Genomic DNA, 21,254 nt, shown 5'->3' with positions numbered 1-21,254 from the left:
AACCCGGTCGTATGCAACCGGGAGATCGCGTCCGCGTCGAGCGCGGGGGCGTCACCAACGAGGGCGTACTGCTCCCCTCCACGACGCGCGACCACCTCGTCGTCAAGCTCGACGGCGGCTACAACGTCGGTATCGACCGCGAGGAAGCCGACGTCGAGGTGCTGGAGTCCGGCGTCCGCGAGGTCGACCCCGCGGCCGACGACGACGACGGCGACGCCGCCTCGGAGATCACCTTCGACGAGGACCTGCCCACCGTCTCGCTCATTTCGACGGGCGGGACCATCGCCTCGACCGTCGACTACCGGACCGGCGCGGTCACGGCCCAGTTCGACGCGGAGGACGTCCTCCGGGCCGTCCCCGAGCTCGCCGGGCGCGCGAACTACCGCGGCCGCGTCGTCGCGAACATCCTCTCGGAGAACATGGAGCCGTCCATCTGGCGCGACCTCGCCGACGCGGTCGCCGAAGAGATCGAGGCGGGCGCCGACGGCGTCGTCGTGATGCACGGCACCGACACGATGCAGTACTCCGCGTCCGCGCTCTCCTTTATGCTCGACTCTCCCGTCCCGATCGTGTTCACCGGGAGCCAGCGCTCCGCGGACCGCCCCTCCTCCGACAACGTGATGAACGCGGTGTGCGCCGTCGAGGCCGCGAAGGCCGACCACGCCGAGACGCTCGTCTGTATGCACGCGAGCCCCTCCGACGACGCCTGCGCGCTCCACCGCGGCACGCGCGTCCGCAAGAACCACACCTCTCGCCGGGACGCCTTCGAGACGGTCGGCACCGCGCCCCTCGGACTGATCGACTACGAGGCCGCCGCCGAGGCGGGCGCCGAGGGCGACGCCGCCAACGCCGCGATCGAGTGGAACCGCGAGCCGCTCCCGCGCGGGAGCGCGGAGCAATCGGTCGACCTCGCGCCCGACCTCGACGGCGACGTCGAACTCGTCAAGTTCACGCCCGGGATGGACCCGGCCGCGTGGGACTACCTCGACGACAAGGACGGCGTCGTGATCGAGGGTACCGGGCTCGGCCACGTCCACACCGACCTCATCCCGCGGATCGAGGAGCTCGTCGAGGGCGGGGCCGTCGTCGCGATGACGAGCCAGTGCCTCGACGGGCGGGTCTGCGACCGCGTGTACGACACCGGCCGCGACCTGCTCGACGCGGGCGTCGTCGAGGCCGGCGACACCCTCCCCGGCACCGCGAAGGTGAAGCTGATGTGGGCGCTCGCGAACCGCTCGGACCCCGCCGAGGCGATGGGCCGCGACCTCGCGGGCGAACTGACCGAGGAGTCGCAGCCCTGGCGATGACGGGATCGGAGGGGCCGGCACCCGACGCCGACTCGGCGCCCGCCCCCGTCGTCCGCGAGGCGCGCCCCGCCGACGCCGACGCGGTCGCGGCGTTCACGCGGGACACGTGGGGCGAGCGCCACGACGACTACATCCCACGGGTGTTCCCCGACTGGGCCGAGTCCGACGACCCGAAACGCGGCACCTTCGTCGCGACGCTCCCCCCGGAAGCCGCCGACCCCGCCGGCCTCGACGACCGCGAACCGGGCGACACGCACGTAGAGGGCGAGGGCGACGGCGCCGCCGACGCGGGCGATCCCGAGGCGGTCGTCGGCTGTATCCAAGGTGTCCTGCTCTCTGAGTGGGAAGCATGGGGACAGGGGATCCGCGTCGACCCCGCGGCGCGCGGCCACGGCGTCGGCACCGCGCTCTCGCGCGCCGCGCTCGACTGGGCGCGCGAGCGCGGCGCGACCGTCTGCCGCAACATGGTGTTCTCGTGGAACGTCATGGGGCTCGGCCAGTCGCGCGCGGTCGGCTTCGAACCGGAAACCGAGTTCCGGTTCGCGGAGCCGGAACCCGACGCGGACGCGGTCGACGACGGGGACGTTGGCTTCGACGCCCTCGACGACCCCGACCCGGACGCGGCGTGGGCGTTCTGGAACGACAGCGACGCCCGCGACCACCTGCGCGGCCTCGCGCTCGACCCCGACGAGTCGTGGGCCTGCTCGCAGCTCACCCGGGAGCGGCTCGCGACCGCGGCCGCCGAGGACCGGCTGCTCGCGGTCGCCGACGCCGACGCCTTCGCCGGCTTCGCGGTCCGGACCCGCGTGACGGAGCGCGAGGTCGACGGCGAGACCACCCGGACCGCAACGTACGGGATCGCCGCGTGGCGCGACGTCGACGCGGCAGGCGCGCTGTTCGACGCGGTCGCCGCCGACGCCGCCGCGGCCGACGCCGACGGCGCCCGCGCGCTGATCCCCGAGTCGGTCGAGCACGTGAGCGACGCCGCCGCGAACCGCGTGTCGGTCGCGGCCGAGCCCGACTTCGTGATGTGCGCGGACCTCACCGGTGGGCCGTGACCCTCTTCGGCGTCGCCCTCCCGTGGTCGCTCCCGCTCACGCTCGTGATCTACGGCGTCGTCGTCGCCGCCGCGGTGTGGATCTACCGCGACGCGAAGGCTCGCGGGAGCCGCTACGCGGTCCTCTGGGCGCTCTCGACGCTCCTCTTCACCATCCTTCCGGTGTTGGCGTACCTGTACCTCCATCGCGACGCCGGCCCGGCGCGCTGAATCGGTCGCGTTTCGCGTCGAACCGGACGGATCGGTCCGGTATCGTGCCGTGCCGACCGCCCCAGACCGCTTATGTGCGACGACCAGAAACGACCGGCGGATGCCCGCCCTCCCCCTGACCGATAAGGTTCGCGCGCTCGGTCGCGGCCGCCGGCCGCGCGCGCTCTCGGTCGCAATCGCCACCCTGCTCCCGCTCGTCGGCGTGGTCGCGCTCGGCTGGAACGCGGCCGCGCTGATGGCGATGTACTGGTTCGAGCTCGGGATCGCGTCCTTCTGGGCCGTGGTCCGCGCGCTGTTCGCCGGCCGGCCGTCCGAGATCGACCGCGAGATGTTGATCTCCGGGCCGCTCGCGCAGCGACGCGCCGGACTGTCGATCCCGCGGACGGCCGTTCGGATCCGGCTCTCCTCGCTGCTCGTCCTCCCGTTCGTCGTCCCGGTCCTCGCGGTCGTCTGGGCGGTCGTCGGCGCGCTCACGGTCGGTGTCGTCGCGGACGGGGGACTGCGTCCGGCCGCGCTCGACACCGTGACGCTCGCGGTCCTCGCCCTCTTCGTCGGCGAGGGGGCGACGACGCTCGTCGAGTACTTCGGCCGCGGCGAGTACCGCGACCACAGCGCGCAGACGGCGATCCGGGGGGTGTTCGCCCGCGGTGCGGCGATCTTCCTCGGTGCGCTGATCACGGTGACGCTCGTCGGCGCAGCGACGCTGAACGGCGACGCGCCGCTCTCCGCGCTCGACCCCGACGCGGTCGGTCTCCCCCTCTTGCTCGGGATCGTCGTGGTGAAGTTCGCCTTCGACCTCGCGAGCCTCTACGGCGACCGGCTGGCGGCGTTCGACGAGTCGTCGGCGCTCGACCTGGGCCTCTCGTACGACCCGCCGCCGGCGGAACCGGTCGACGGCTCCCTCGTGGAACCGGCCGAGACGGTCCGCCAGCCTCGCCGCGCTCGCCTCGCGGGAGCGCTGACGACGCCGCTCGGCCACCCCGGACTCTGGTACCTCGGCGGGCTCGGTGCGCTCGCCGGGGCCGTGTTCGCGATTGGCGGCAACTGGCCGACGGCCGCCGTCCTCGCCGCGGCCGCGGTCGCGCTCCCGCTTGGCTTCGCCGCGCTCGACCACGAACTCCGGTACGGGCTCGTCGAGTACCGCGCCGGCGACGACGCGCTCGTCGCCTACGATCGGCTATTCGACACCGCGCTGTGGCGCGTTGAGCCGTGGGACGAGACCGACCTACGGGTGGAGCGGGGCCGACTCGACCGACGGCTCGGCACCGAGACCGTCGTGATCGAGCTCCGCGACGACGAGTACCGGATCCCGGGGCTCGCCGACCCCGAGCCGATCCTCGACGTCTTCGACAGGGAAGCGGATCGGCCGGAGAGGTCGGACCGAACGGACGACTGAACCGGTCAGCTCTCCGCGTCGTCCGCCTCATCTCGCCCGTACAGCGGGTGCGTGTCCCCGACGAGGCGCTTGAACGCGAGGATGACGGCTGCGTGGAAGGCGACGAGGACGGTCACGCTCGCGACGATAATCGCCACCTCGGCGGGCGTCGAGAGCAGGCCGAGCGAGACGATGAGCGTCGTCGCGCACGCCGGTGGATGGACCGTCCCGGTCGCGATCATCGCCCAGCTGGTCGCCACGAGCGAGGCGACCGCGCTCGCGGTCAGCCGGAACCCCTCGGGCGAGAAGGCGGGCGGCGTCGCCGTGAGCGCCGCGCCGTCCGCGACGAACGTCCACGCCGCCAGCCCGGCGAGCCCGCCGATAAGGTGCCCCCCGACCACGCGGACGGCGCGCTCCCGCTCGCTCCGCCGGTCGAACGCGAGAACGAACGCGGAGGGGCCGAGGCTCGGGAAGACGAACGGCTGGCCGGTCGCCCACGCGACGAGGCCGAGGACGGTGAACAGCAGCCCGGCGTAGAGGCTCGTCCCGAGGCGGCGGCGCATTGCGACCCGGTCGGCGGGCGACTCACAAAGGGTCGGCGGATCGCACGCGGTACACCGCGGACCGGGCGAGGGGGTCGGCGATATCGCTCACGATAGCCGAACCCGAACGCCTAATTGGTCCCGTCTCGCCCGTGGAGACATGTTCGCGACGCTGCCGGACCTCCTCCGACTGCTCGTCGTCCCGGTCTTCGCGTGGGCGGCGATCCGGGACGTCCGGACCCGGCGCCTCCCGAACCGGCTGTGGCCGCCGCTGTACCTGTTCGGCGCGCTGCTCTTGGTCTGGGAGGCCGTCTCGCTGTGGCCGTTCGCCGGGTTCGACGGCCGGATCTTTCTCGTGCGGGCCGCGATCAGCCTGCTGTTCGTCGCGCCGCTCGGCTACGCCTTCTGGTACCTCGGCGCGTTCGGCGGCGCCGACGCCAAGGCGATGATCGCGCTCGCGCTGGTCTTCCCGACGTTCCCGGCCTACGAGGTCGCCGGGCTCGCCTTCCCGATCGTGGACACCCAGCTCGGGGTGTTCTCGCTGACGATCCTCACGAACGCGGTCCTGCTCGGCCTCGCGTACCCTATCGGGCTCGCCGTCAGCAACCTCGTCCGCGGGGAGGTTTCTACCAGCATGTTCCTCGCGCGGCCGGTCGCGACCGACTCGCTGCCGGACCGCCACGGGCGGGTGTTCGAGGACCCGGACGGCCCCTCCCGAGGCGGTCTCGACCTCGACGCGCTCCGGATGTACCTCCGCTGGCGCGGCCTCGCGCTCGCGGACCTGCGAGCGGACCCCGACGGGCTCCGCGACCCCGACTCGGTCGGCGAGACGTTCGACCCGACCGACGGGGGGACCCACGTCGGCCCGCGGACGGACGGGGGTCGCGCGGTCGATGCGGAGGCGGACGCCGACGCGGAGACGACCGCCGACGCCGACCGCGACTTCGACGACCCCTGGGCGGCCGAGCGCTTCCTCGACGACATCGACCACGGCGCCTACGGCACCGACGCCGCGACGCTCCGCGACGGTCTCGACGTCGTCGCCCGCGAGGACCGCGTGCTGGTCTCGCCCGGGATGCCGTTCGTCGTCCCGATGACTCTCGGGCTTATCGTCTCGTTGACGTTCGGCGACGCGCTGTTCGCGCTCCTCGGCGCGCTCGGGCTGGTGTGAGCTGACACCGACGACGTGATTTATAAATAGACGAGGTGGTGCGGTGGCGCGTGCCTGCGAGGCCGCTCTGCGGCCGAGCAGCACGCGCGAGGGACGCGGTGAGCGCTCGAAGAGCGCGAACCGCGAGGCTGGGGAGGTGTGAGGTTGCGGTGCGGAGCGGTGCGGGGTGGGATTCAAAGGGGCAGTCGCGAGGCGGGCGCAGGCGACGTAAGCACCGCAACGAGTGAGCGGAGCGAACGAGTGAGGAGCGCAGCGAGCGTGCGCCCGTCTCGCGGCTGGGGCTTTGGAGGCGTTCTCCAACGATCCGCAGTCTCCTATTTATAAGTGAGCGGCTGCCAACGTGGCAGCGTTCGCCGCCACTCTGCTGTCAATTACTTATAAACAAACGACGCCGACCGCATCGTCTCGTCAGCTTCCGGCCCAGACGTCGTCCGCTGCGAGGACCCGCGTCCCGGCCGGGCGCTTCACGAACTCACCGAGGTCGCGGCCGACCAGGTCGCCGACACCGCGCTGGGCCGCGACGTCGAGCAGCCGCTGGTCGACGGTCCCGTCGACGACGACGGCGTGCGGCGCGGGCTCGGCGCCCTCGACCGCGTCGAACGCGTCCGCGGCGTCGACCTCGTCCAGGACGTCGAACTCGTCGCCGAGGAGCCGCGCGCGGCCGGTCGCCCCGTCGACGACCTCGCCGACGTGCGCCGCCATCGACTGCGGTTCGTCGGGCTCGTCGGAGTCGTCGGTCTCGTCGTCGTCCTTCGCCTCGGCGGCCTCGTCTACGTCGACTTCGGCGCCGTCGTCGATCGGCTCGGGTTTGGCTTCATCGGCCCTGTCGACCGGCTCGACGTCGGTATCACCGACGGAGTCCGCGCCGGAATCGTCGTCACCGTTTGCGTCGGGCTCGACGCTTGCCCGCGTCTCGTCCTCGTCGGTCGGCGTCGACTCCGGCTCCGGCGCTTCGCTCGCACCGCCGGATGGGAGCGGATCGCCGGTCTCGGCCGTCGTGTCGGACGCTTCCGACTCGGACGGCTCCTCCTCTGACCCGAGTTCAGGCGACGTGGTCGTCTGGGCCGACGGTCCTACCGAATCTCCCTCGGAAGAGTCGCCCGGGACCGCCCCGCCGTCGCCGACGCGGGCGACCGATCCGGGGTCGTCGCCGTCGGCGATCTCCTCGTCGCTGGCGGCGGCTCGGAGGTCGGCGGCGTCCGCGAGGCTCGCGTACGGGACCTTCCCGCGGAGCGCCTCGAAGACGGCGTCGCGGTCGAGGTCCTCGACGGACTCGCCGGGCGGTGCGAACGCGACGTAGTCGACCTCGCCCACCTGCGCGAGCTCGCGGAGGATGAGCTCCCCGCCGCGGTCGCCGTCGAGGAAGGCGGTGACGGTCCGGTCGGCGGTCAGGTCCGCGACCGCCTCGGGGACGTTCGTTCCCTCGACCGCGACAGCGTTTTTGATCCCACAGTCGAGCAGCGTCAGCACGTCCGCGCGCCCCTCGACGACGATGACGGCGTCGGAGTCGCCGACGCGCGGCCCGGCGGGGAGCCCCCGGTAGTCGACGATGCCCTCGACGCGGGCGGCGTCGCGGACCTCGTCTAACACGTCGCTGCTCGCGAGGCTCGTCTCGTCGAAGCCGCCGGCGATCAGCTCCTTCGCGCGCTCGACGACCTCGCGGCGCTTGGCCGCCCGCACGTCCTCGATGCTCGTCACCTCGACCGAGGCGTGACAGGGGCCGATGCGATCGATGGTTTCCAGCGCAGCCGCTAAGATGGCGGTCTCGACCTTGTCCAGGCTCGACGCGACGGTGACCTCGCCGAACGACTGGCCGTTCTCGGACTCGACGGAGACGTCGATCCGGCCGACGCGCGAGGACTCCTGGAGGTCCCGGAGGTCCAGCTCGTCGCCGAGTAACCCCTCCGTCTGCCCGAACACCGCCCCGACGACGTCGCTCCGCTCGACGACGCCGTCGGCCGCGATGGTGGCGTGTATCAGGTATTTTTCTGTGTCTTTCATGAGTGGTGAATGGTGATGTCGGGCGGTAGCGCCCGTCCGTGTATGGTTGCGTTCCTCGCGGAAAATAGCTATCGCCACGCTCCTCCGGCGGGGGTTGTCGAAGAAAATATCTCTTCAACACACAGCTTCGAACTTATTCGATAAGTCTTAGTGTTCATAGACGTATCATTATCCCACATGACGCGCTCTCGGAGCGATCTCGTGTGGATACCGACGTTCGCGATACTCGTGGCGTTCGCGGTGCCGTGGCCGCTGTGGGGTGTCGACCGCGTCGTCGCGGGGCTGCCGGTCTGGATCTGGTGGCACGTGGCGTGGCTGGGGCTGTGCGCCGCCCTGTTCGCGCTGTTCGTCCGGAGCGGCGCGTGGGAGCGCGGGATGGGGCGGCGGCCGGGCGACGACGTTGCTGCCGGCCGCGATCCGTCGAAATCGCCCGGGGGTGACCGCCGGTGACGCTCGGCGTCTCGCTCGGCGTCGTCGTCGGCTACCTCGTCGTCGCGCTCGCGCTCGGCCTAGTCGCGTACCGCGTCTCGGAGACGACCGCCGAGGACTACTACCTCGCGAGCCGCTCCATCGGGACGCTCGTGCTGCTGTTCACGACGTTTGCGACCCTGTTGTCCGCGTTCACCTTCTTCGGCGGCCCGAACCTCGCGTACGCGGCAGGCCCCGAGTGGCTGATCGTGATGGGGACGCTAGACGGCGTCTTATTCGCCGTGCTGTGGTACGTGATCGGCTACAAACAGTGGCTGATCGGCGCCCGCAACGGCTACGTGACGCTCGGCGAGATGCTCGGCGACCGGTTCGGGTCGACCGGGCTGCGCGCGCTGGTCGCGGGCGTGAGCCTGCTCTGGCTGTTTCCGTACGTGATGCTCCAGCAGATGGGCGCCGGCGAGGCGCTCGTGGGGCTCACTGACGGCGCGGTCCCCTACTGGGGCGGCGCGGCGCTCATCACGGGGTTCATGATCCTCTACGTCGCGGTCGCGGGGCTCCGCGGGGTCGCGTGGACGGACACCCTTCAGGGGCTGTTCATGCTCTCTATCGTCTGGGTCGCCGCGGCGTGGGTCGTCTCGGCAGTCGGCGGCGTCGGCGCCGCGACCGAGGGGATGTTGGCCGCGCGCCCTGAGTTCGGGAGCTTCGGCGGGGGGACGTACTCGGTCGGGTTCATCGTCTCCACGGCGATCACCATCGCGTTCGGGGTGACGATGTTCCCGCAGATCAACCAGCGGTTCTTCGTCGCGAAGTCGGGCGAGGTGTTGAAGCGGTCGTTCGCGCTGTGGCCCGTCCTCGTCCTCCTGCTGTTCCTCCCCGCGTTCATGCTCGGCGCGTGGGCGGCCGGCATGCCGATCGAGGTGCCGGAGGGTGCGAACGTGCTGCCGGTCGTGTTGAACGAGTACGCGCCCGCCTGGTTCGCCGCGCTCGTCGTCGCGGGCGCGATGGCCGCGATGATGTCCTCGTCGGACTCGATGCTCCTCTCGGGGTCGTCGTACTTCACCCGTGACCTGTACCGCCCGCTCGTCGACGCGAACGCCTCCGAGCGGCGCGAGGCGTGGATCGCGCGGATCGGCGTGGCGGCGTTCGCGACGCTCGCGTTCGTCGCGAGCCTGTTCCGCCCGGGGACGCTGATCGAGGTCGGTGACACTGCCTTCTCCGGGTTCGCGCTGCTCGCGTTCCCCGTGATCTGCGCGCTCTACTGGCCCCGGACGACGCGCACGGGGATGATCGCCGGCGTCGCGGTCCCGCAGGTCGCGTACCTCGCGGTGGTGCTCTCGGCGGTCGTCGGCGCCGTCCCGACGCTCCCCCGGACCGTCCTCGGCGGCTGGGACGTGGCGCTCGGGCTGATGCTCCTGTCGGGGGCGCTGACGGTCGGCGTGTCGCTGGTCACCGCCCCGACCGAGGAGAGCGATGCCTCGCGGTTCGCGGTGGTAAGTGATTGAACAGAGCTGCGTTGGGGCGGTATTCTCCCACGGTTCGTAGCCCTCTGCTGACGGACCTGCGGTGAACATCGCCACCACTCCAGTCGATCGTTTATAAATGACTGATCGCGAATCGGCGGCGAACACCGCCAAAGCCCCAGCCGGGAGGCGGGCGCAGGCGACGCAAGCACCGCAACGAGGGAGTGAACGAAGTGAGCGACCGAGTGAGGAGCGCAGCAAGCGTGCGCCCGCCTCCCGGCTGCCCCTTTGAGTCCCGCCCCGCACCGCTCCGCACAGCACCTCACACCTCCCCAACCTCGTCGGGCGCGTCCTTCGGGCTCCCTCCGGTCGCCCTCGGCACGCCCGACTCCCTCGCGCGTGCGACATCGCGGCCTACGGCCGCTCGTCGGCACGCGCCACCGCACTCTTCGGGTGAAAATAGCGTCGCCGAACCGTTCCCGCCGCGCCGAAGCCGGCGAAAGCCAAAAGACCGTCTCGCCCCCACAGCGCGTATGAACGAGCCCGGTACCGAGGGCGTGCTGTTGGACCAGGAGACGCTCCGCGGTCGGCTCGACGACGCGCCTCCGTGGCTTCAGGAGCACTACCGCACCTTCCGGGAGTCGATGCTCGGCGAGCGCGACGGGTCGCCGTTCCCCTGCTACTTCGGCATCGAGGTCGAGCGCGAGGGAGACCTCCTCTACGCCGCCTGCGAGTCGACGACGGATCCCGCCGCGCTGCTCCGGCTGCGCGACGTGCTCCTCGAATACCTCGACACGTATCCGGACCACGCCGACCGCGCGCCGCTCGCGGTCTTTTTTAAGCCGCCGGCGGGCGACCGCGGCGAGGCGCACTATCACGAGCGGCTCTGGCACGTGCTGGAGTTCCTCCACGTCCACGACCCGGCGCCGTGGCCAGACGACATTCCGACCGACCCCGACACGCCGCGCTGGGAGTTCTGCTTCGGCGGCGAGGCGCTGTTCCCGACCTCGCGGGCGCCCTTCTACGACGACCGGAAGAGCCGGTACTCGCCGGTCGGCCTGGAGATCACCTTCCAGCCCCGCACCGTCTTCGAGGGGCTCACGGCCGACACCGAGGCCGGCGAGCGCGCCCGCGAGACCATCCGCGACCGCATGGGCGACTACGACGGCGTTTGTCCCCACGCAGACCTCGGCGACTGGGGCGCCGAAGGCGACCGGGAGTGGAGACAGTACCTCTTCCGCGAGGACGACGACGCCAGCCCCGACGCCTGTCCCCTCGAACCGACCCGCGAGCACCCGAAGGCGCCCGAGTCCCTGCTCGAACCCGGGGCGTGGCGTCGGTTCGCGGACGACGCCGAGGCGGGCGAGCTCGACGCGGACGCCCCCGTCACCGCGGGGCCCGGCGATGACTGACGACCCGGCGACCGACGACGCGGCGCGCGCCGCGACCGTCCCCGACGGCGCCGTCCTCCTCCTCGTCGACTTCCAGACCGGCTTCGACGAGCCGGGGTGGGGCGAGCGCAACAACCCCGACGCCGAGGCGGTCGCGGCCGCGCTCCTCGTCCGCTGGCGCGCGGCCGACCGACCGGTCGCGCACGTCCGCCACGCCTCGACGGAGCCGGATTCCCCCTTACGCTCGGACGCCCCCGGCTTCGCTTGGAAGCCGGAGACGGCGCCCGTCGACGGGGAGCCGACCTTCGAGAAGTCGGTCAACGGCGCGTTCCTCGACTCGGGGCTCGACGAGTGGCTCCGCGAGGCGGGCCACGAGTCGCTCGTCGTCTGCGGGCTGACGACCGACCACTGTGTCTCGACGACAACGCGCGAGGCCGAGAACCGCGGCTACGACGTCCGCGTGGTCGCCGACGCGACCGCGACGCACGCCCGCGAGGCGCCCGACGGCGAGCGGATCGACCCGGAGACCTCCCACCGCGTCGCGCTCGCGCACTTGGACGGCGAGTTCGCGACGATCGTCGAGAGCGCCGACCTACTCGCGGACTGACGGGGGTCCCGCCGTCGCCCCCGCTCAGTCGTCGGCGGCGTCCGCGGCCTCCGCGTTCCCGCCGCTCGCGCGCTCGGCGGCGTTCGCGAACATCCCGCGCCGCGTCGTGTACAGGAAGTAGCCGCCCAGTCCGAGGAAGCCGACGACGTTCGAGGCCGCGACCGCCCAGAAGACGGCCTCGACGCCCCACCCCAGCCCCGGCGTCACGGTGACGCCGAACGCGCCGAACGTCGTCGCGACCGGGACGGCCGCCACCGCGATCGGGAACCGGACCGCCCAGTACTTGATCAGGTCGGCGACGAGGGAAGTCCGGGTGCGGGAGGCGCCGTTGAACCCCGCCAGGAGGGTGTACGTGCCGCCGAGCGCCCAGTAGGAGGCGCCGAGGAGCCGGAGGTACGTGACCGCGAGGCCCCGCCCGTCGGCGGTGAGCTCCGGCGCGAGCAGGTCCGCGATCTCGCCCGCAAAGAGGAACTGGACGGCGCCCAGCGCGAGTAACCCGGCGACGATCATCCCGGTGCCAACCGTGGTCGTCCGGCGGGCCCGTGCGGGGGCGTCTGCGCCGAGGTTCTGCCCGATCATCGACTGGGCGGCCTGCTGTACCCCGAGTGCCGGGACGACTGCGAGCGTCGCGACCCGGGCGCCGACCGTGTACGCCGCGACGCCCGCCGCGCCGCCGGCGATCGCCACGAGGCCGACGACGAGGACGCGAACCAGCTCGCTCACGCCGCGCTGGCCGCCGAGCGGGAGGCCGACCGCGACGACCTCGCGGACGGTCGCGGGGTCGAACGCGAACGCCTCACGGGTGAGCCGGAAGGTGTCGCGGCCGATTCCCGCGGCGTACCCGAGGATCCACAGGAGGCCGGCGACACCCGCGAGCGCGGTGCCGAGCGCGGCGCCGGCGACGCCGAGGCGGGGGACGGGACCGACCCCGAAGATGAGCACCGGGGCGGCGACGAGGTTGACGAGGACGCCCACGAGGCTCACGTGGAACACCGCGCGCGTGTCCCCGTACGCCGTGAAGCAGTTCTCGACGGTGTCGCCGACCGCGCCGACCGGGAGGACGGCGATCACGATCGCGAGGTACGTGGCAGTCGTCCCGGCGAGCGCCGGATCCGCCCCCAGTAGCGCCACGACCTCCTCGGCGTAGACGACCACGGGGATCGCGACCGCCGCGGTGACCGCGAGCGCGACGAGCGCGCCGTTGACCGCGACGCGGCGCGCGCCCGCCTCGTCCTCGTCGCCGGCGCGCTGCGCGACGAGTATTTGGGTCCCGACCGCACCGACCACGACCGTCGCGCCGAGCAGCGACTGGACCGGGAGGCTGAGCCCGACGGCGGCGACCGCGTCCTCGCCGACCCGCCCGAGCCAGAACGTGTCGACCAGCGCGTTGGCGACGTACACGACGTTCTGCGCGACGAGCGGCGCGGCGAGGACGAGCAACACGCGCCCGACCGGCCCGTCAGTGATCGCCTCGCGGTCGACGTCCAGCATCGAATCGTTTCGACGTAGTGTTGAGAAATTAAAAGTATACTGGTGGTGAAATGCTCGTCGCGCCGACCATCCGCCGGACCCCCAAGGGCCGCGCCGGCGGTCCCTGCCCGACCGGGCCGGCGTCGTCCTCGTCGCCCGCGTCGACGGCGGCGCGATCCGGACGCCTCCGGATGTCGCCGGGATCCGGCCGCCTCCGGGCGTCGCCGGGATCCGGCCGCCTCCGGCCGTCGCCGCGCCGCCGCGAAGGGAAACCTCTTAATGGACTACACACGGAGTTCGTGGTATATGAGCAACGGCGACGACGACCCGGCCGACGCCTCCGAGGAGGCCGACGCCGCGGACGACGGCGGGGACGCCGGCGAGCAGACGGAGACGGCCGCCCCGACGCTCCCCGATGACGCGACCGAGGAGTCCCTGAACGAGTACCTCGACGAGATCGCCGACCGCTTGGAGGACGCCGAGACGGAGGCCGACCTCGACGACGTCGAGGCGCTCTTGGACGACGCCGAGACCGGTATCGAGGAGGCGGACCTCCCCGAGCCGGACGAGGACGACGAGGACGCCGACGACCCCCGCGGCGACCTCGTGGATCGCGTCGCGGAGCTCCGCGAGGGCGTCGAGGAGGCCCGCGGCCCCTACGGCGAGGACGTCGTCGACGCGATCGAGACCGCCGCCGGGCGGGTCGAGGAGACCGAGTGGACCGAGGACGGGCACGACGACGCCGCGGCCGCCGTCACGTCGTTCGTCGGTGAGGCCGCCGACGCGATCGACGACGCGGCACCCGACGCCCTCGACGAGGCCGACGAGGATCCCGAGGCGCTGCTCGACGAGGCCGCGGACGGCGAGGAGACCGCCGCCGCGGAGCCGATCCCCGTCGACCAGCTCACCGCGGCGCTCGACGCCGTCGCCGCGGCGGTCGCCGAGCCCGGCTTCGACGCCGACGAGGACGCGGACGTGATCGCCGCGCTGCTGGCGGCGACCGACGACCTGGAGGCCGACCTCGACGACGCCGAGGAGTGGGACGACCTCGAGACCCACGAGCAGCTCCGCGCGCAGGGGTACTACGACGTGCTCGGCCACTACAAGGACTTCCCGGTCGAGTGGGCCGCGCTGAAGGAGCACGAGGCGCAGGGGAACGTCGACATGATCCTGCTCGCGCTCGACTCGCTGCAGTCCGAGTTCATGGAGCGCCACTGCCTGGAGGCGTTCGAACGGATGGGCAAGCGCGGCAAGACCGAGGCGTCCGTCGAGGAGATCCTCGGCCGCGCCGAGAAGCGCGACCGCCCCGCGATCCGGATCCTCGGGAAGATGGCGGCCGAGGAGGCGACCGACACCCTCGTCGAGTACGTCCCCGAGGAGTCGAACCCGCAGCTCCAGAAGGCCGTCTTCAAGGCGCTCGGCGAGATCGGCGCGGCGGAGGCCGTCCAGCCGCTCGCGAACCAGCTCGACCCCGACGCCGACACCGACGACCTCGTCCGCCCGCACGCTGCCCGCGCGCTGGGCCTGATCGGCGACGCCCGCGCTGTCGATCCCCTTGCCGACGCGCTCAAAGACGACCCCTCGGACGACGTCCGCGCGGCCGCTGGCTGGGCGCTCCGCCAGATCGGGACCCGCGAGGCGCTCGAACCGGTCGCCGAGTACGCCGACGAGCGCTCCTTCGTCGTCTCGACGGAGGGCGAGAAGGCGCAGCAGGCGCTCGACGAGGCCGAGCCCGCGCCGACGGCCTGAGGCGCACTCCTCTCCCCGCAGCGGTCGCGAACCCTTTTACCCGATACCGGCGCCACGCTCGCCGTGTCACCCCGCCGTCCGAGCCGCCGGTCTCGCGTCGCCGCGCTCCTCTTACTCGTCGCCGCGGCGAGTGTCGCCGGCTCGCTTCCGGCCGCGGCCGCCCCGGTCGGCGCCGCCGCCCCGGTCGACGCTGCCGCCGCCCCGGTCGACGCTGCCGCCGCCCCGACCGACGAGGTTGAGCCCACCGCGGCGAACGACTCCGCCGCCGCCGACCGCGAGCCCCGGATCGTCGGGCTGTACCCGAACCCGACGACCGCGGAGAACCGCGGCGAGTACCTCGTCGTCTCCCTCCCCGAGCGCGGGAACTGGTCGCTCTCCGACGGCTACTACGACGCCCGGATTCCGGCGAACGCCAGCGGGACCGTGACCTTGTCGACCGAGCCGAACCGGACCGCCTCGATCCTCGCCGGCGACTCGGGGACGGCCGCCGCGGTCGCGGACCGGCGGCAGATTCGCCGCCTGACCGACTACTTCCCGCTGTCGGCGTCGGGCGACCGGATCGAACTCCGCCGGAACGGGACGGCGGTCGACGTCGTCGCCTACGACCGCGCTCGCGAGGGGTACCGCTGGCGCGCCTCGTGGGGCGAGTGGCGTCCCCGCGGCTACGAGCCCCGCTCGCCGGAGTCGACCGCGGACGCGGCCGTGACGCCGTTCGTCCTCCCCGACAGCCCGGGAGTCCCGGTCGAACCACTCCGGGCCGCGGACGAGCGGCTGTTCGTCGCCGGCTACACGCTGACCTCGGAGCGGGTCGTCGAGGCGCTCGTCGCGGCTGCCGACCGCGGAGTCACTGTACGCGTGCTGCTGGAGGGGTCGCCGGTCGGCGGATTCTCGGCGCGGAGCGCGGCGCTGATCGACCGGCTGACGGCCGCCGGCGTCGAGGTCCGGATCCTCGACGGCGAGGTTGAGCGGTTCCGCTTTCACCACCCCAAGTACGCGGTCGCGGACGACCGCGCCGTCGTCCTCACGGAGAACTGGAAGCCGTCGGGGACGGGCGGGCGGAGCAACCGCGGGTGGGGCGTCGTCGTCGAGAACGGGAGCGCGGAGGCGGCCGGGGTCGACGGCGACAAGACCCCGGCGGACGACCTCGCGGCGCTGTTCCGCGCCGACTTCGAGGCCCGAGACGCGCGGTCGTGGCGCGCCTTCCGCAAGGACACGGAGTTCCACGACGGCGGGCGCGCGAACGGCTCCTATCCGACGCGGTTCGACGCGCCCGCGGAGCCCGCGGCGGCCAACGTGACCGTCCTGACCGCCCCGGGCAACGCCGCCGACCGGATCGTCGCGCGGATCGACGCCGCCGACGAGCGGGTCCTCGCGGTCGTGCCACGCGTGGGGGGGCCGAACGATCGGATCGTCCGCGCGCTCCGGCGCGCGGCCGACCGCGGCGTCGACGTTCACCTGCTGCTCTCGGACGCGTGGTACGACCGGGAGGCGAACCGGAACCTCTCGAAGCGGCTCGCGGGCGAGCCGATCGCCGTCGACCTCGCCGAGCCGCGCGGGCGGTTCGGGAAGGTCCACGCGAAGGGGCTCGTCGTCGACGACACCGCGGTCGTCGGCAGCCTCAACTGGAACCCGAGCGCGGAGACAAACAACCGCGAGGTGCTGCTCGCGGTAGAGAACGAGTCGGTCGCGGACTTCTACGCTCGCGCGTATGCGGCGGACTGGCGCGGCGGCGGGATTCAGCTCCCGATCGCCTTCGTCGGCGGGTTCGGCGTCGCGCTCGCGGGGGCCGGAGCCGTCGCCCGACGGGAGATCGCGTTCGGCTGAAAAGCGGTTCCGTGCGGGGTCGTCGCCGCCGTCGCGGTCAGTCGTTGAGCGCGATCGTCGACGAGAGCGCCTCGTCGATCTCCGCGCTCGCCATCTTCTCGACGAGCGCCTCGATCACTTCGCTCCGGCGTCCCTTCACGAACTTGATGGAGCCGACGACGAGGTGGCCGCCGCCGGAGACGCCGGCCTCGGGCAGCTCCGCGTTCAGCTCGGTCACCATGTTCGGGATGTCGAGCCGGACGCCGTCCGAGCGGAGCACGCAGAAGTCCGGGCCGTAGCCGATGGTGATGACGGGGTCGCCCGTCTCTTTCACCTTCGTGTCGTGGAGCTCGCCGGTGGTCTTGCCCGGCGCGGGGTAGGTGAACCGGTGGGCGTACTCGTCTAAGTCGATCCGGTAGAGGTGCGCACCCGAGGCGAGCCGCTCGTGTTCGACGTGGTCGTCGACGGCGTCGAGCTGGCGCTCCACGTCGCGCTCGGCGCGCTCGGAGAGGAATTCCACGAGCTCCTCGTGCCGTTCCTCGTCGTCGCAGCCGACGTTGAGGGCGTCGTTGACGAGCGTCTTCCCTTCGGAGTAGCGGAGCCAGTGGGCGGCGTAGTCGAGCGCCTCGCCGATGTCGAGGAGGTCGGACTCGTCGTAGCCGGCGCCCTCGGCGAGCGCGACGTAGTCGTCCATCGCCTCCGCCTTCGAGCGGTCGGAGAGGCCGGCGACCGCCGGCACGTGTTCGAGCTCCTCGGTGAGCGACGGGTCGATCAGGCGGGCGAGCTCGACGCACATCATCCCGGTGGTGACCCGGTAGTCCTCGCCGTGGAGGTAGGGGTTGACGTGGGCGTCGAGCAGCGGCTCAACCGCCTCGGGGTCGGGGTGGTGGTGGTCGACGGCTGCGATGGGGATGTCGTAGTGCGCGAGGTTCTCGTAGGCCGGCACGTCCTCCTCGGTCGACCCGTTGTCTAACATTAGGAGGAACGGGAGCTTCTGCCCGTGGCGGGCGCGGCCCTCCAGAGCGAAGTTGAGGTCGCGGGTGACGTCCTCCATCTCGTAGTAGGGCGCCTTGCTCGGGAGCCGCTTGAACAGGTGGCGCGGCGAGTCGGGGTCACCGTGGACCTCCTCGATCAGGTTCTCGACGGCGAGCTGGACCGGGATCGCGGCGCACATCCCGTCGCCGTCGGCGTGGTGGCGGACGCGGATCGGGCGGCCGGCGAGGACGGTCCGGCGGAGCAGCCGCGCCAGCTCGCGGAGGTCCTCGTGGATCGGCTCGAACGCCTCCCACTCGACGAGGGGGTCGACGTCGGCGGGCTCGGCGCGCTCGTCGAGGGCCGCCTCGAAGCGCTCGCGGGCCTCGGCGGCGCGATCGTCGGGGAGCCGCTTCAGCGAGTCGACCTCGAGCTGGAGCGCGTTCTCGCGGCTCTCGATCGTCCCCGCGACGTGGACCATGTCGCCGACCTCGACCTCGGGGTACGCCCGGACGCCGGCGGACTCGAAGGCCGCACAGGAGAGGACGCCGGAGGCGTCGGCAACGGCGAAGATAGTGGGGCCGCCCGTCTGTTTCGCCTGGACGACCTCGCCCTCGACGGTCACCTCGTCGCCGGGAGTCAGGCCGCGGACCCGCGAGACCGCCGGCTCGTGGGCGACGGTCTCGGTGCGGTAGTCGTCGGGGTCGACGTCGTCGAACGCGACGTCGCCGTTCTCCTTCACTTCGGTGAGCCGGACGATCAGCCGGTCGCCGACGGCGTAGTCGCCGTCGAGGTTCGACTCGTGGACGAGCCCGCTCAGGGCGTCGGAGAGGTCGACGAACACGCCGTAGTCGACGACGCCGTTGACCTCGGCGTGATACAGGGCGTCGACCTCGGCGTCTTCGAGAGTGCAGTCCGGTGCCAGGTCGTAGACGGTCGGGCGGTCGTCGGTCGCGTGATCCGACCGGTCCTCGACCGTCCCCTCCGCCGCGTCGGCGTCGGGTTCGGGGCTCGAATCGCCCCGCGTGCCGGAATCCCCGGCGGTGTTTTCGCTCATGGACAGTCCTCGGGAACGGCCGGTGTTAAGCCTGTTCTCTCGGGGCTCGGGGCTCCGGACGCCGTCCCGGTAACGCGCGAGGAGCGTCTCGCGTCCCGCGGTCCGGAACCCCTATGAGGCGACGGCGACTTGTCTCGTTCATGCGACTGTTCCGCTCGGACGAGCTCCTCGGGATCGCCCGAGAGACCCTGGATTTCGTGCTCGAGGCGAGCGAGGAGACCCACCCCAACGAGTACATGGGGTTCCTCCGCGCGGACGACGCCCGGAAGCTGGACCTCGACCGGGACGGACAGGTGATCACCGACGTGCTCGTCATCCCGGGGACGGAGTCGAGTCCGACGAGCGCCAGCGTCCGCACCCACATGAAGCCGAACGACATGCGCGCCGTCGGGTCGGTCCACTCGCACCCGAACGGCGCGCTGCGCCCGAGCGACGCCGACCTCGCGACGTTCGGACAGGGGAAGGTCCACATCATCGCCGGCGCGCCCTACGGGTGGGGCGACTGGAAGGCGTTCGACAACGAGGGGAACCAGACCACCCTCGACGTGCTCGACGTGGAGGTCCCCGACGAGCACTTCTTCGATTTTACCCAGGCGGACATCGATCGCGAGCTGGACGACCGCGACTCCGGCGGCTTCCTCTCGTGGTTCCGATGACCCGGGTCGTCTCGCAGGGGACGTTCGACCTGCTGCACCCCGGCCACGTCCACTACCTGGAGGACGCGGCGACGCACGGCGACGAGCTCCACGCCATCGTCGCCCGGCGCACCAACGTCACGCACAAGCCCGCTCCCGTGTTGTGCGCCCGCCAGCGGCGCGACATGGTCGAGGCGCTCGACGCGGTCGACGAGGCGCACCTCGGCGACCCGGAGGACGTGTTCGTCCCCATCGAGCGGCTCGACCCCGACGTGATCGTGCTGGGGTTCGACCAGCACCACGACGAGGCCGACATCGCGGCCGCCCTCGACGCGCGCGGCATCGACTGCCGGGTCGAGCGCGCGTCGGGCCGCGAGCCGAAGTACGAGGACGAGCTGCTCTCCAGCGGCGACATCGTCGACCGAATCTTACGCGAGCGCGGCGAGGACGGCGACACGACGGACTCGTAAGTCCCAGCCCGGCGGACCGCTCGAACTCTTCCCGCGCGCGGCCTCGGACGGGGGCGGAAGCGCGGCATCTAAATGGACTGACTCCCAAACCGAGGTGAGTGAACATCCCCGACAAGTTCCCCGCGGTGTTGGCCGCGGCCGCGATGGGCGTGTACCTGCTCGTCGTCGTTGGCGCCACCACCTCCCTCACGGAGGCGGCGACCGCTTGCGGCGGCTGGCCCGCCTGCGGGAGCGGCGCCGCCCTGCCCACGGAGACCGCGGGGTGGATCGCGCTCGGCCACCGCGTCCTCGCGGTCGTCGTCGGCCTCCTCGTCGCCCTCTCCGCCGCGCTCGCGTGGCGCGAGGGCGCCGACCGCCGGGTCCGGGTCGCGCTCGCGGCCGCGCTCGTCGTCTACCCCGCCCAGGCCGGCGTCGGCGCGCTCGTCGCGCTCGGCGACCTGCCCGCCGCGCTCGGCTCCGCCCACCTCCTCCTCGGGATCGGCATCTTCGGCGCCGTCCTCGCGGCGCTCGCCTGGTGGCTGGAGGCCGAGACGGGGAGCCCGGACGACGCCCCCGACGACTTCGAGCCCGGAACGGACCACCTCCCGCCGGTCGAGGAGGCGCCGGAGCCGGAGATCCCGTCCGCGACGCTCCCGCGGCTGAAGGCGACCGCGGCGGCGTACTTCCGACTGATGAAGCCGCGGCTGATGTGGCTGCTCTGTCTCGTCGCCGCCGCGGCGATGGCGCTGCGGGGCGGCCCCGGCTTCACCCCGTACGCGGTCGCGGCGACGCTCGCAGGCGGCGCGCTCTCGATCGGCGCGTCCGGGACGTTCAACCACGTGTTCGAGCGCGACGTGGACAAACGGATGCAACGCACCAGCGACCGGCCGCTCGCGACCGACCTCGTCCCCGTCTCGCACGCGCTCGCGTTCGGCGGCACCCTCGCGCTCGTCTCGCTCGCGCTGTTCTGGACGGTGAACCCGCTGACGGCCGCGCTCGGGCTGATCGCGATCGTCTTTTACAGCGTCGTGTACACGCTCGTCCTCAAGCCGAACACGGTTCAAAACACCGTCATCGGCGGCGCGGCCGGCGCGCTGCCGGCGCTCATCGGCTGGGCCGCGGTCACGGGCGAGGTCGGCGGCGGCGGGCTGCTGCTCGCCCTCGTCATCTTCCTGTGGACGCCCGCGCACTTCTACAACCTCGCGTTAGCGTACAAGGACGACTACGAGCGCGGCGGCTTCCCGATGATGCCCGTCGTCCGCGGCGAGACCGCGACCCGCCGGCACATCCTCTGGTACCTCGGTGCGACGCTGGTCGCCGCGGTCGCGCTCGCCGCGGCTGCCGACCCGCTCGGCGCGCTGTACGCTGTCGTCGGCGTCGGCGTCGGTGCCGTCTTCCTCTGGACGGTCGTCCAGCTCCACTACGAGCAGACGGAGAGCGCGGCGTTCCGCGCGTTCCACGCCTCGAACGCCTACCTCGGCCTGCTGCTGTTCGCCGTCGTCTTCGACGCGCTGGTCGTCTGAGGGGCGTTTCGGCGGGGGCGTCAGAGATATTGGATCTGATAGCCGA

General features: G+C 72.2%; 18 protein-coding genes. 14 read left to right on the top strand and 4 right to left on the bottom strand.

Translation table 11 applies throughout. The annotated features are described in order from the left end of the window. Nucleotides 1-11: 11 nt before the first annotated feature. The 4 genes from gatD to ACOZ35_RS09740 all read left to right on the top strand — a co-directional run bounded on the left by gatD (nt 12) and on the right by ACOZ35_RS09740 (nt 3,970). Entirely contained in the window at nt 12-1,307 is a 1,296-nt protein-coding gene (gene gatD, locus ACOZ35_RS09755; protein WP_424013423.1) for a Glu-tRNA(Gln) amidotransferase subunit GatD, read from the top strand. After that, entirely contained in the window at nt 1,304-2,365 is a 1,062-nt protein-coding gene (locus ACOZ35_RS09750) for an N-acetyltransferase family protein (protein ID WP_424013422.1), read from the top strand. Before gatD ends, ACOZ35_RS09750 begins: the two co-directional genes overlap by 4 nt. Further along, nucleotides 2,362-2,574 carry a hypothetical protein gene (locus ACOZ35_RS09745; protein ID WP_424013421.1) on the top strand — a complete coding sequence of 71 codons (213 nt, stop codon included), beginning with the start codon at nt 2,362-2,364 and terminating at the stop codon, nt 2,572-2,574. The genes ACOZ35_RS09750 and ACOZ35_RS09745 overlap by 4 nt, the downstream gene beginning before the upstream one ends. Before the next feature lie 100 nt (nt 2,575-2,674). Continuing rightward, the gene (locus tag ACOZ35_RS09740) at nt 2,675-3,970 is read left to right on the top strand and encodes a DUF6498-containing protein (protein WP_424013420.1); all 1,296 of its coding nucleotides are present in this window, start codon (nt 2,675-2,677) and stop codon (nt 3,968-3,970) included. A 5-nt stretch (nt 3,971-3,975) separates the two neighbouring features. On the opposite strand, the gene ACOZ35_RS09735 is transcribed toward ACOZ35_RS09740, so the two are convergent. Beyond that, on the bottom strand, nt 3,976-4,512 hold the full coding sequence (locus ACOZ35_RS09735) for an HPP family protein (RefSeq protein ID WP_424013419.1): 537 nt from the start codon (nt 4,510-4,512) through the stop codon (nt 3,976-3,978). Between the two features lie 139 nt (nt 4,513-4,651). Here ACOZ35_RS09735 and ACOZ35_RS09730 point away from each other — a divergent pair, with 139 nt between their 5' ends. Then, the gene (locus ACOZ35_RS09730) at nt 4,652-5,662 is read left to right on the top strand and encodes a prepilin peptidase (protein WP_424013418.1); all 1,011 of its coding nucleotides are present in this window, start codon (nt 4,652-4,654) and stop codon (nt 5,660-5,662) included. A gap of 408 nt (nt 5,663-6,070) precedes the next feature. Here ACOZ35_RS09730 and dnaG read toward each other — a convergent pair whose 3' ends face one another. Beyond that, a complete protein-coding gene (gene dnaG / locus ACOZ35_RS09725) occupies nt 6,071-7,663 on the bottom strand; it encodes a DNA primase DnaG (RefSeq protein ID WP_424013417.1) in 1,593 nt (530 codons plus the stop codon). Nucleotides 7,664-7,840: 177 nt separating this feature from the next. Between dnaG and ACOZ35_RS09720 the strand changes: the two genes are divergently transcribed. The 4 genes from ACOZ35_RS09720 (at nt 7,841) to ACOZ35_RS09705 (ending at nt 11,550) form a co-directional block, all read left to right on the top strand. Next, nucleotides 7,841-8,113, top strand: coding sequence for a DUF3311 domain-containing protein (locus ACOZ35_RS09720; RefSeq protein ID WP_424013416.1), 273 nt, complete (start codon nt 7,841-7,843; stop codon nt 8,111-8,113). Then, a complete protein-coding gene (locus ACOZ35_RS09715) occupies nt 8,110-9,594 on the top strand; it encodes a sodium:solute symporter family protein (protein ID WP_424013415.1) in 1,485 nt (494 codons plus the stop codon). Before ACOZ35_RS09720 ends, ACOZ35_RS09715 begins: the two co-directional genes overlap by 4 nt. Nucleotides 9,595-10,085: 491 nt before the next feature. Next, entirely contained in the window at nt 10,086-10,964 is an 879-nt protein-coding gene (locus tag ACOZ35_RS09710) for a YqcI/YcgG family protein (RefSeq protein WP_424013414.1), read from the top strand. Then, nucleotides 10,957-11,550, top strand: coding sequence for a cysteine hydrolase family protein (locus tag ACOZ35_RS09705; RefSeq protein WP_424013413.1), 594 nt, complete (start codon nt 10,957-10,959; stop codon nt 11,548-11,550). The genes ACOZ35_RS09710 and ACOZ35_RS09705 overlap by 8 nt, the downstream gene beginning before the upstream one ends. A 24-nt stretch (nt 11,551-11,574) precedes the next feature. On the opposite strand, the gene ACOZ35_RS09700 is transcribed toward ACOZ35_RS09705, so the two are convergent. After that, the gene (locus ACOZ35_RS09700; protein WP_424013412.1) at nt 11,575-13,041 is read right to left on the bottom strand and encodes an MATE family efflux transporter; all 1,467 of its coding nucleotides are present in this window, start codon (nt 13,039-13,041) and stop codon (nt 11,575-11,577) included. A 285-nt stretch (nt 13,042-13,326) separates the two neighbouring features. Between ACOZ35_RS09700 and ACOZ35_RS09695 the strand changes: the two genes are divergently transcribed. Next, nucleotides 13,327-14,769 (top strand): HEAT repeat domain-containing protein, encoded by a 1,443-nt coding sequence (locus ACOZ35_RS09695; protein WP_424013411.1) that lies wholly within the window; start codon nt 13,327-13,329, stop codon nt 14,767-14,769. A gap of 63 nt (nt 14,770-14,832) precedes the next feature. Further along, nucleotides 14,833-16,593, top strand: a complete 1,761-nt coding sequence (locus ACOZ35_RS09690; protein ID WP_424013410.1) for a phospholipase D-like domain-containing protein — start codon at nt 14,833-14,835, stop codon at nt 16,591-16,593. A gap of 37 nt (nt 16,594-16,630) precedes the next feature. On the opposite strand, the gene ACOZ35_RS09685 is transcribed toward ACOZ35_RS09690, so the two are convergent. Beyond that, nucleotides 16,631-18,601, bottom strand: a complete 1,971-nt coding sequence (locus ACOZ35_RS09685) for a DHH family phosphoesterase (RefSeq protein WP_424013409.1) — start codon at nt 18,599-18,601, stop codon at nt 16,631-16,633. 140 nt (nt 18,602-18,741) lie between these two features. Between ACOZ35_RS09685 and ACOZ35_RS09680 the strand changes: the two genes are divergently transcribed. The 3 genes from ACOZ35_RS09680 to ACOZ35_RS09670 all read left to right on the top strand — a co-directional run bounded on the left by ACOZ35_RS09680 (nt 18,742) and on the right by ACOZ35_RS09670 (nt 21,208). Then, nucleotides 18,742-19,257 (top strand): Mov34/MPN/PAD-1 family protein, encoded by a 516-nt coding sequence (locus tag ACOZ35_RS09680; RefSeq protein WP_424013408.1) that lies wholly within the window; start codon nt 18,742-18,744, stop codon nt 19,255-19,257. Continuing rightward, on the top strand, nt 19,254-19,706 hold the full coding sequence (locus tag ACOZ35_RS09675) for an adenylyltransferase/cytidyltransferase family protein (protein WP_424013407.1): 453 nt from the start codon (nt 19,254-19,256) through the stop codon (nt 19,704-19,706). The genes ACOZ35_RS09680 and ACOZ35_RS09675 overlap by 4 nt, the downstream gene beginning before the upstream one ends. 98 nt (nt 19,707-19,804) lie before the next feature. Continuing rightward, nucleotides 19,805-21,208, top strand: a complete 1,404-nt coding sequence (locus tag ACOZ35_RS09670) for a heme o synthase (RefSeq protein WP_424013406.1) — start codon at nt 19,805-19,807, stop codon at nt 21,206-21,208. The last annotated feature ends 46 nt before the right edge of the window (nt 21,209-21,254 follow it).

Source organism: Halorubrum xinjiangense (assembly GCF_049604745.1).
Classification (GTDB): domain Archaea; phylum Halobacteriota; class Halobacteria; order Halobacteriales; family Haloferacaceae; genus Halorubrum; species Halorubrum xinjiangense_A.
The sequence above is the reverse complement of the archived record's forward strand: the minus strand, read 5'-3'. Positions and strand labels throughout refer to the sequence as shown.

Coding starts and splice junctions, on each gene's coding strand:
- gatD (WP_424013423.1), top strand. CDS start 12: ATGCAACCGGGAGATCGCGTCCGCGTCGAGCGCGGGGGCGTCACCAAC.
- ACOZ35_RS09750 (WP_424013422.1), top strand. CDS start 1,304: ATGACGGGATCGGAGGGGCCGGCACCCGACGCCGACTCGGCGCCCGCC.
- ACOZ35_RS09740 (WP_424013420.1), top strand. CDS start 2,675: ATGCCCGCCCTCCCCCTGACCGATAAGGTTCGCGCGCTCGGTCGCGGC.
- ACOZ35_RS09735 (WP_424013419.1), bottom strand. CDS start 4,512: ATGCGCCGCCGCCTCGGGACGAGCCTCTACGCCGGGCTGCTGTTCACC.
- ACOZ35_RS09730 (WP_424013418.1), top strand. CDS start 4,652: ATGTTCGCGACGCTGCCGGACCTCCTCCGACTGCTCGTCGTCCCGGTC.
- dnaG (WP_424013417.1), bottom strand. CDS start 7,663: ATGAAAGACACAGAAAAATACCTGATACACGCCACCATCGCGGCCGAC.
- ACOZ35_RS09720 (WP_424013416.1), top strand. CDS start 7,841: ATGACGCGCTCTCGGAGCGATCTCGTGTGGATACCGACGTTCGCGATA.
- ACOZ35_RS09710 (WP_424013414.1), top strand. CDS start 10,086: ATGAACGAGCCCGGTACCGAGGGCGTGCTGTTGGACCAGGAGACGCTC.
- ACOZ35_RS09705 (WP_424013413.1), top strand. CDS start 10,957: ATGACTGACGACCCGGCGACCGACGACGCGGCGCGCGCCGCGACCGTC.
- ACOZ35_RS09700 (WP_424013412.1), bottom strand. CDS start 13,041: ATGCTGGACGTCGACCGCGAGGCGATCACTGACGGGCCGGTCGGGCGC.
- ACOZ35_RS09695 (WP_424013411.1), top strand. CDS start 13,327: ATGAGCAACGGCGACGACGACCCGGCCGACGCCTCCGAGGAGGCCGAC.
- ACOZ35_RS09685 (WP_424013409.1), bottom strand. CDS start 18,601: ATGAGCGAAAACACCGCCGGGGATTCCGGCACGCGGGGCGATTCGAGC.
- ACOZ35_RS09680 (WP_424013408.1), top strand. CDS start 18,742: ATGCGACTGTTCCGCTCGGACGAGCTCCTCGGGATCGCCCGAGAGACC.
- ACOZ35_RS09675 (WP_424013407.1), top strand. CDS start 19,254: ATGACCCGGGTCGTCTCGCAGGGGACGTTCGACCTGCTGCACCCCGGC.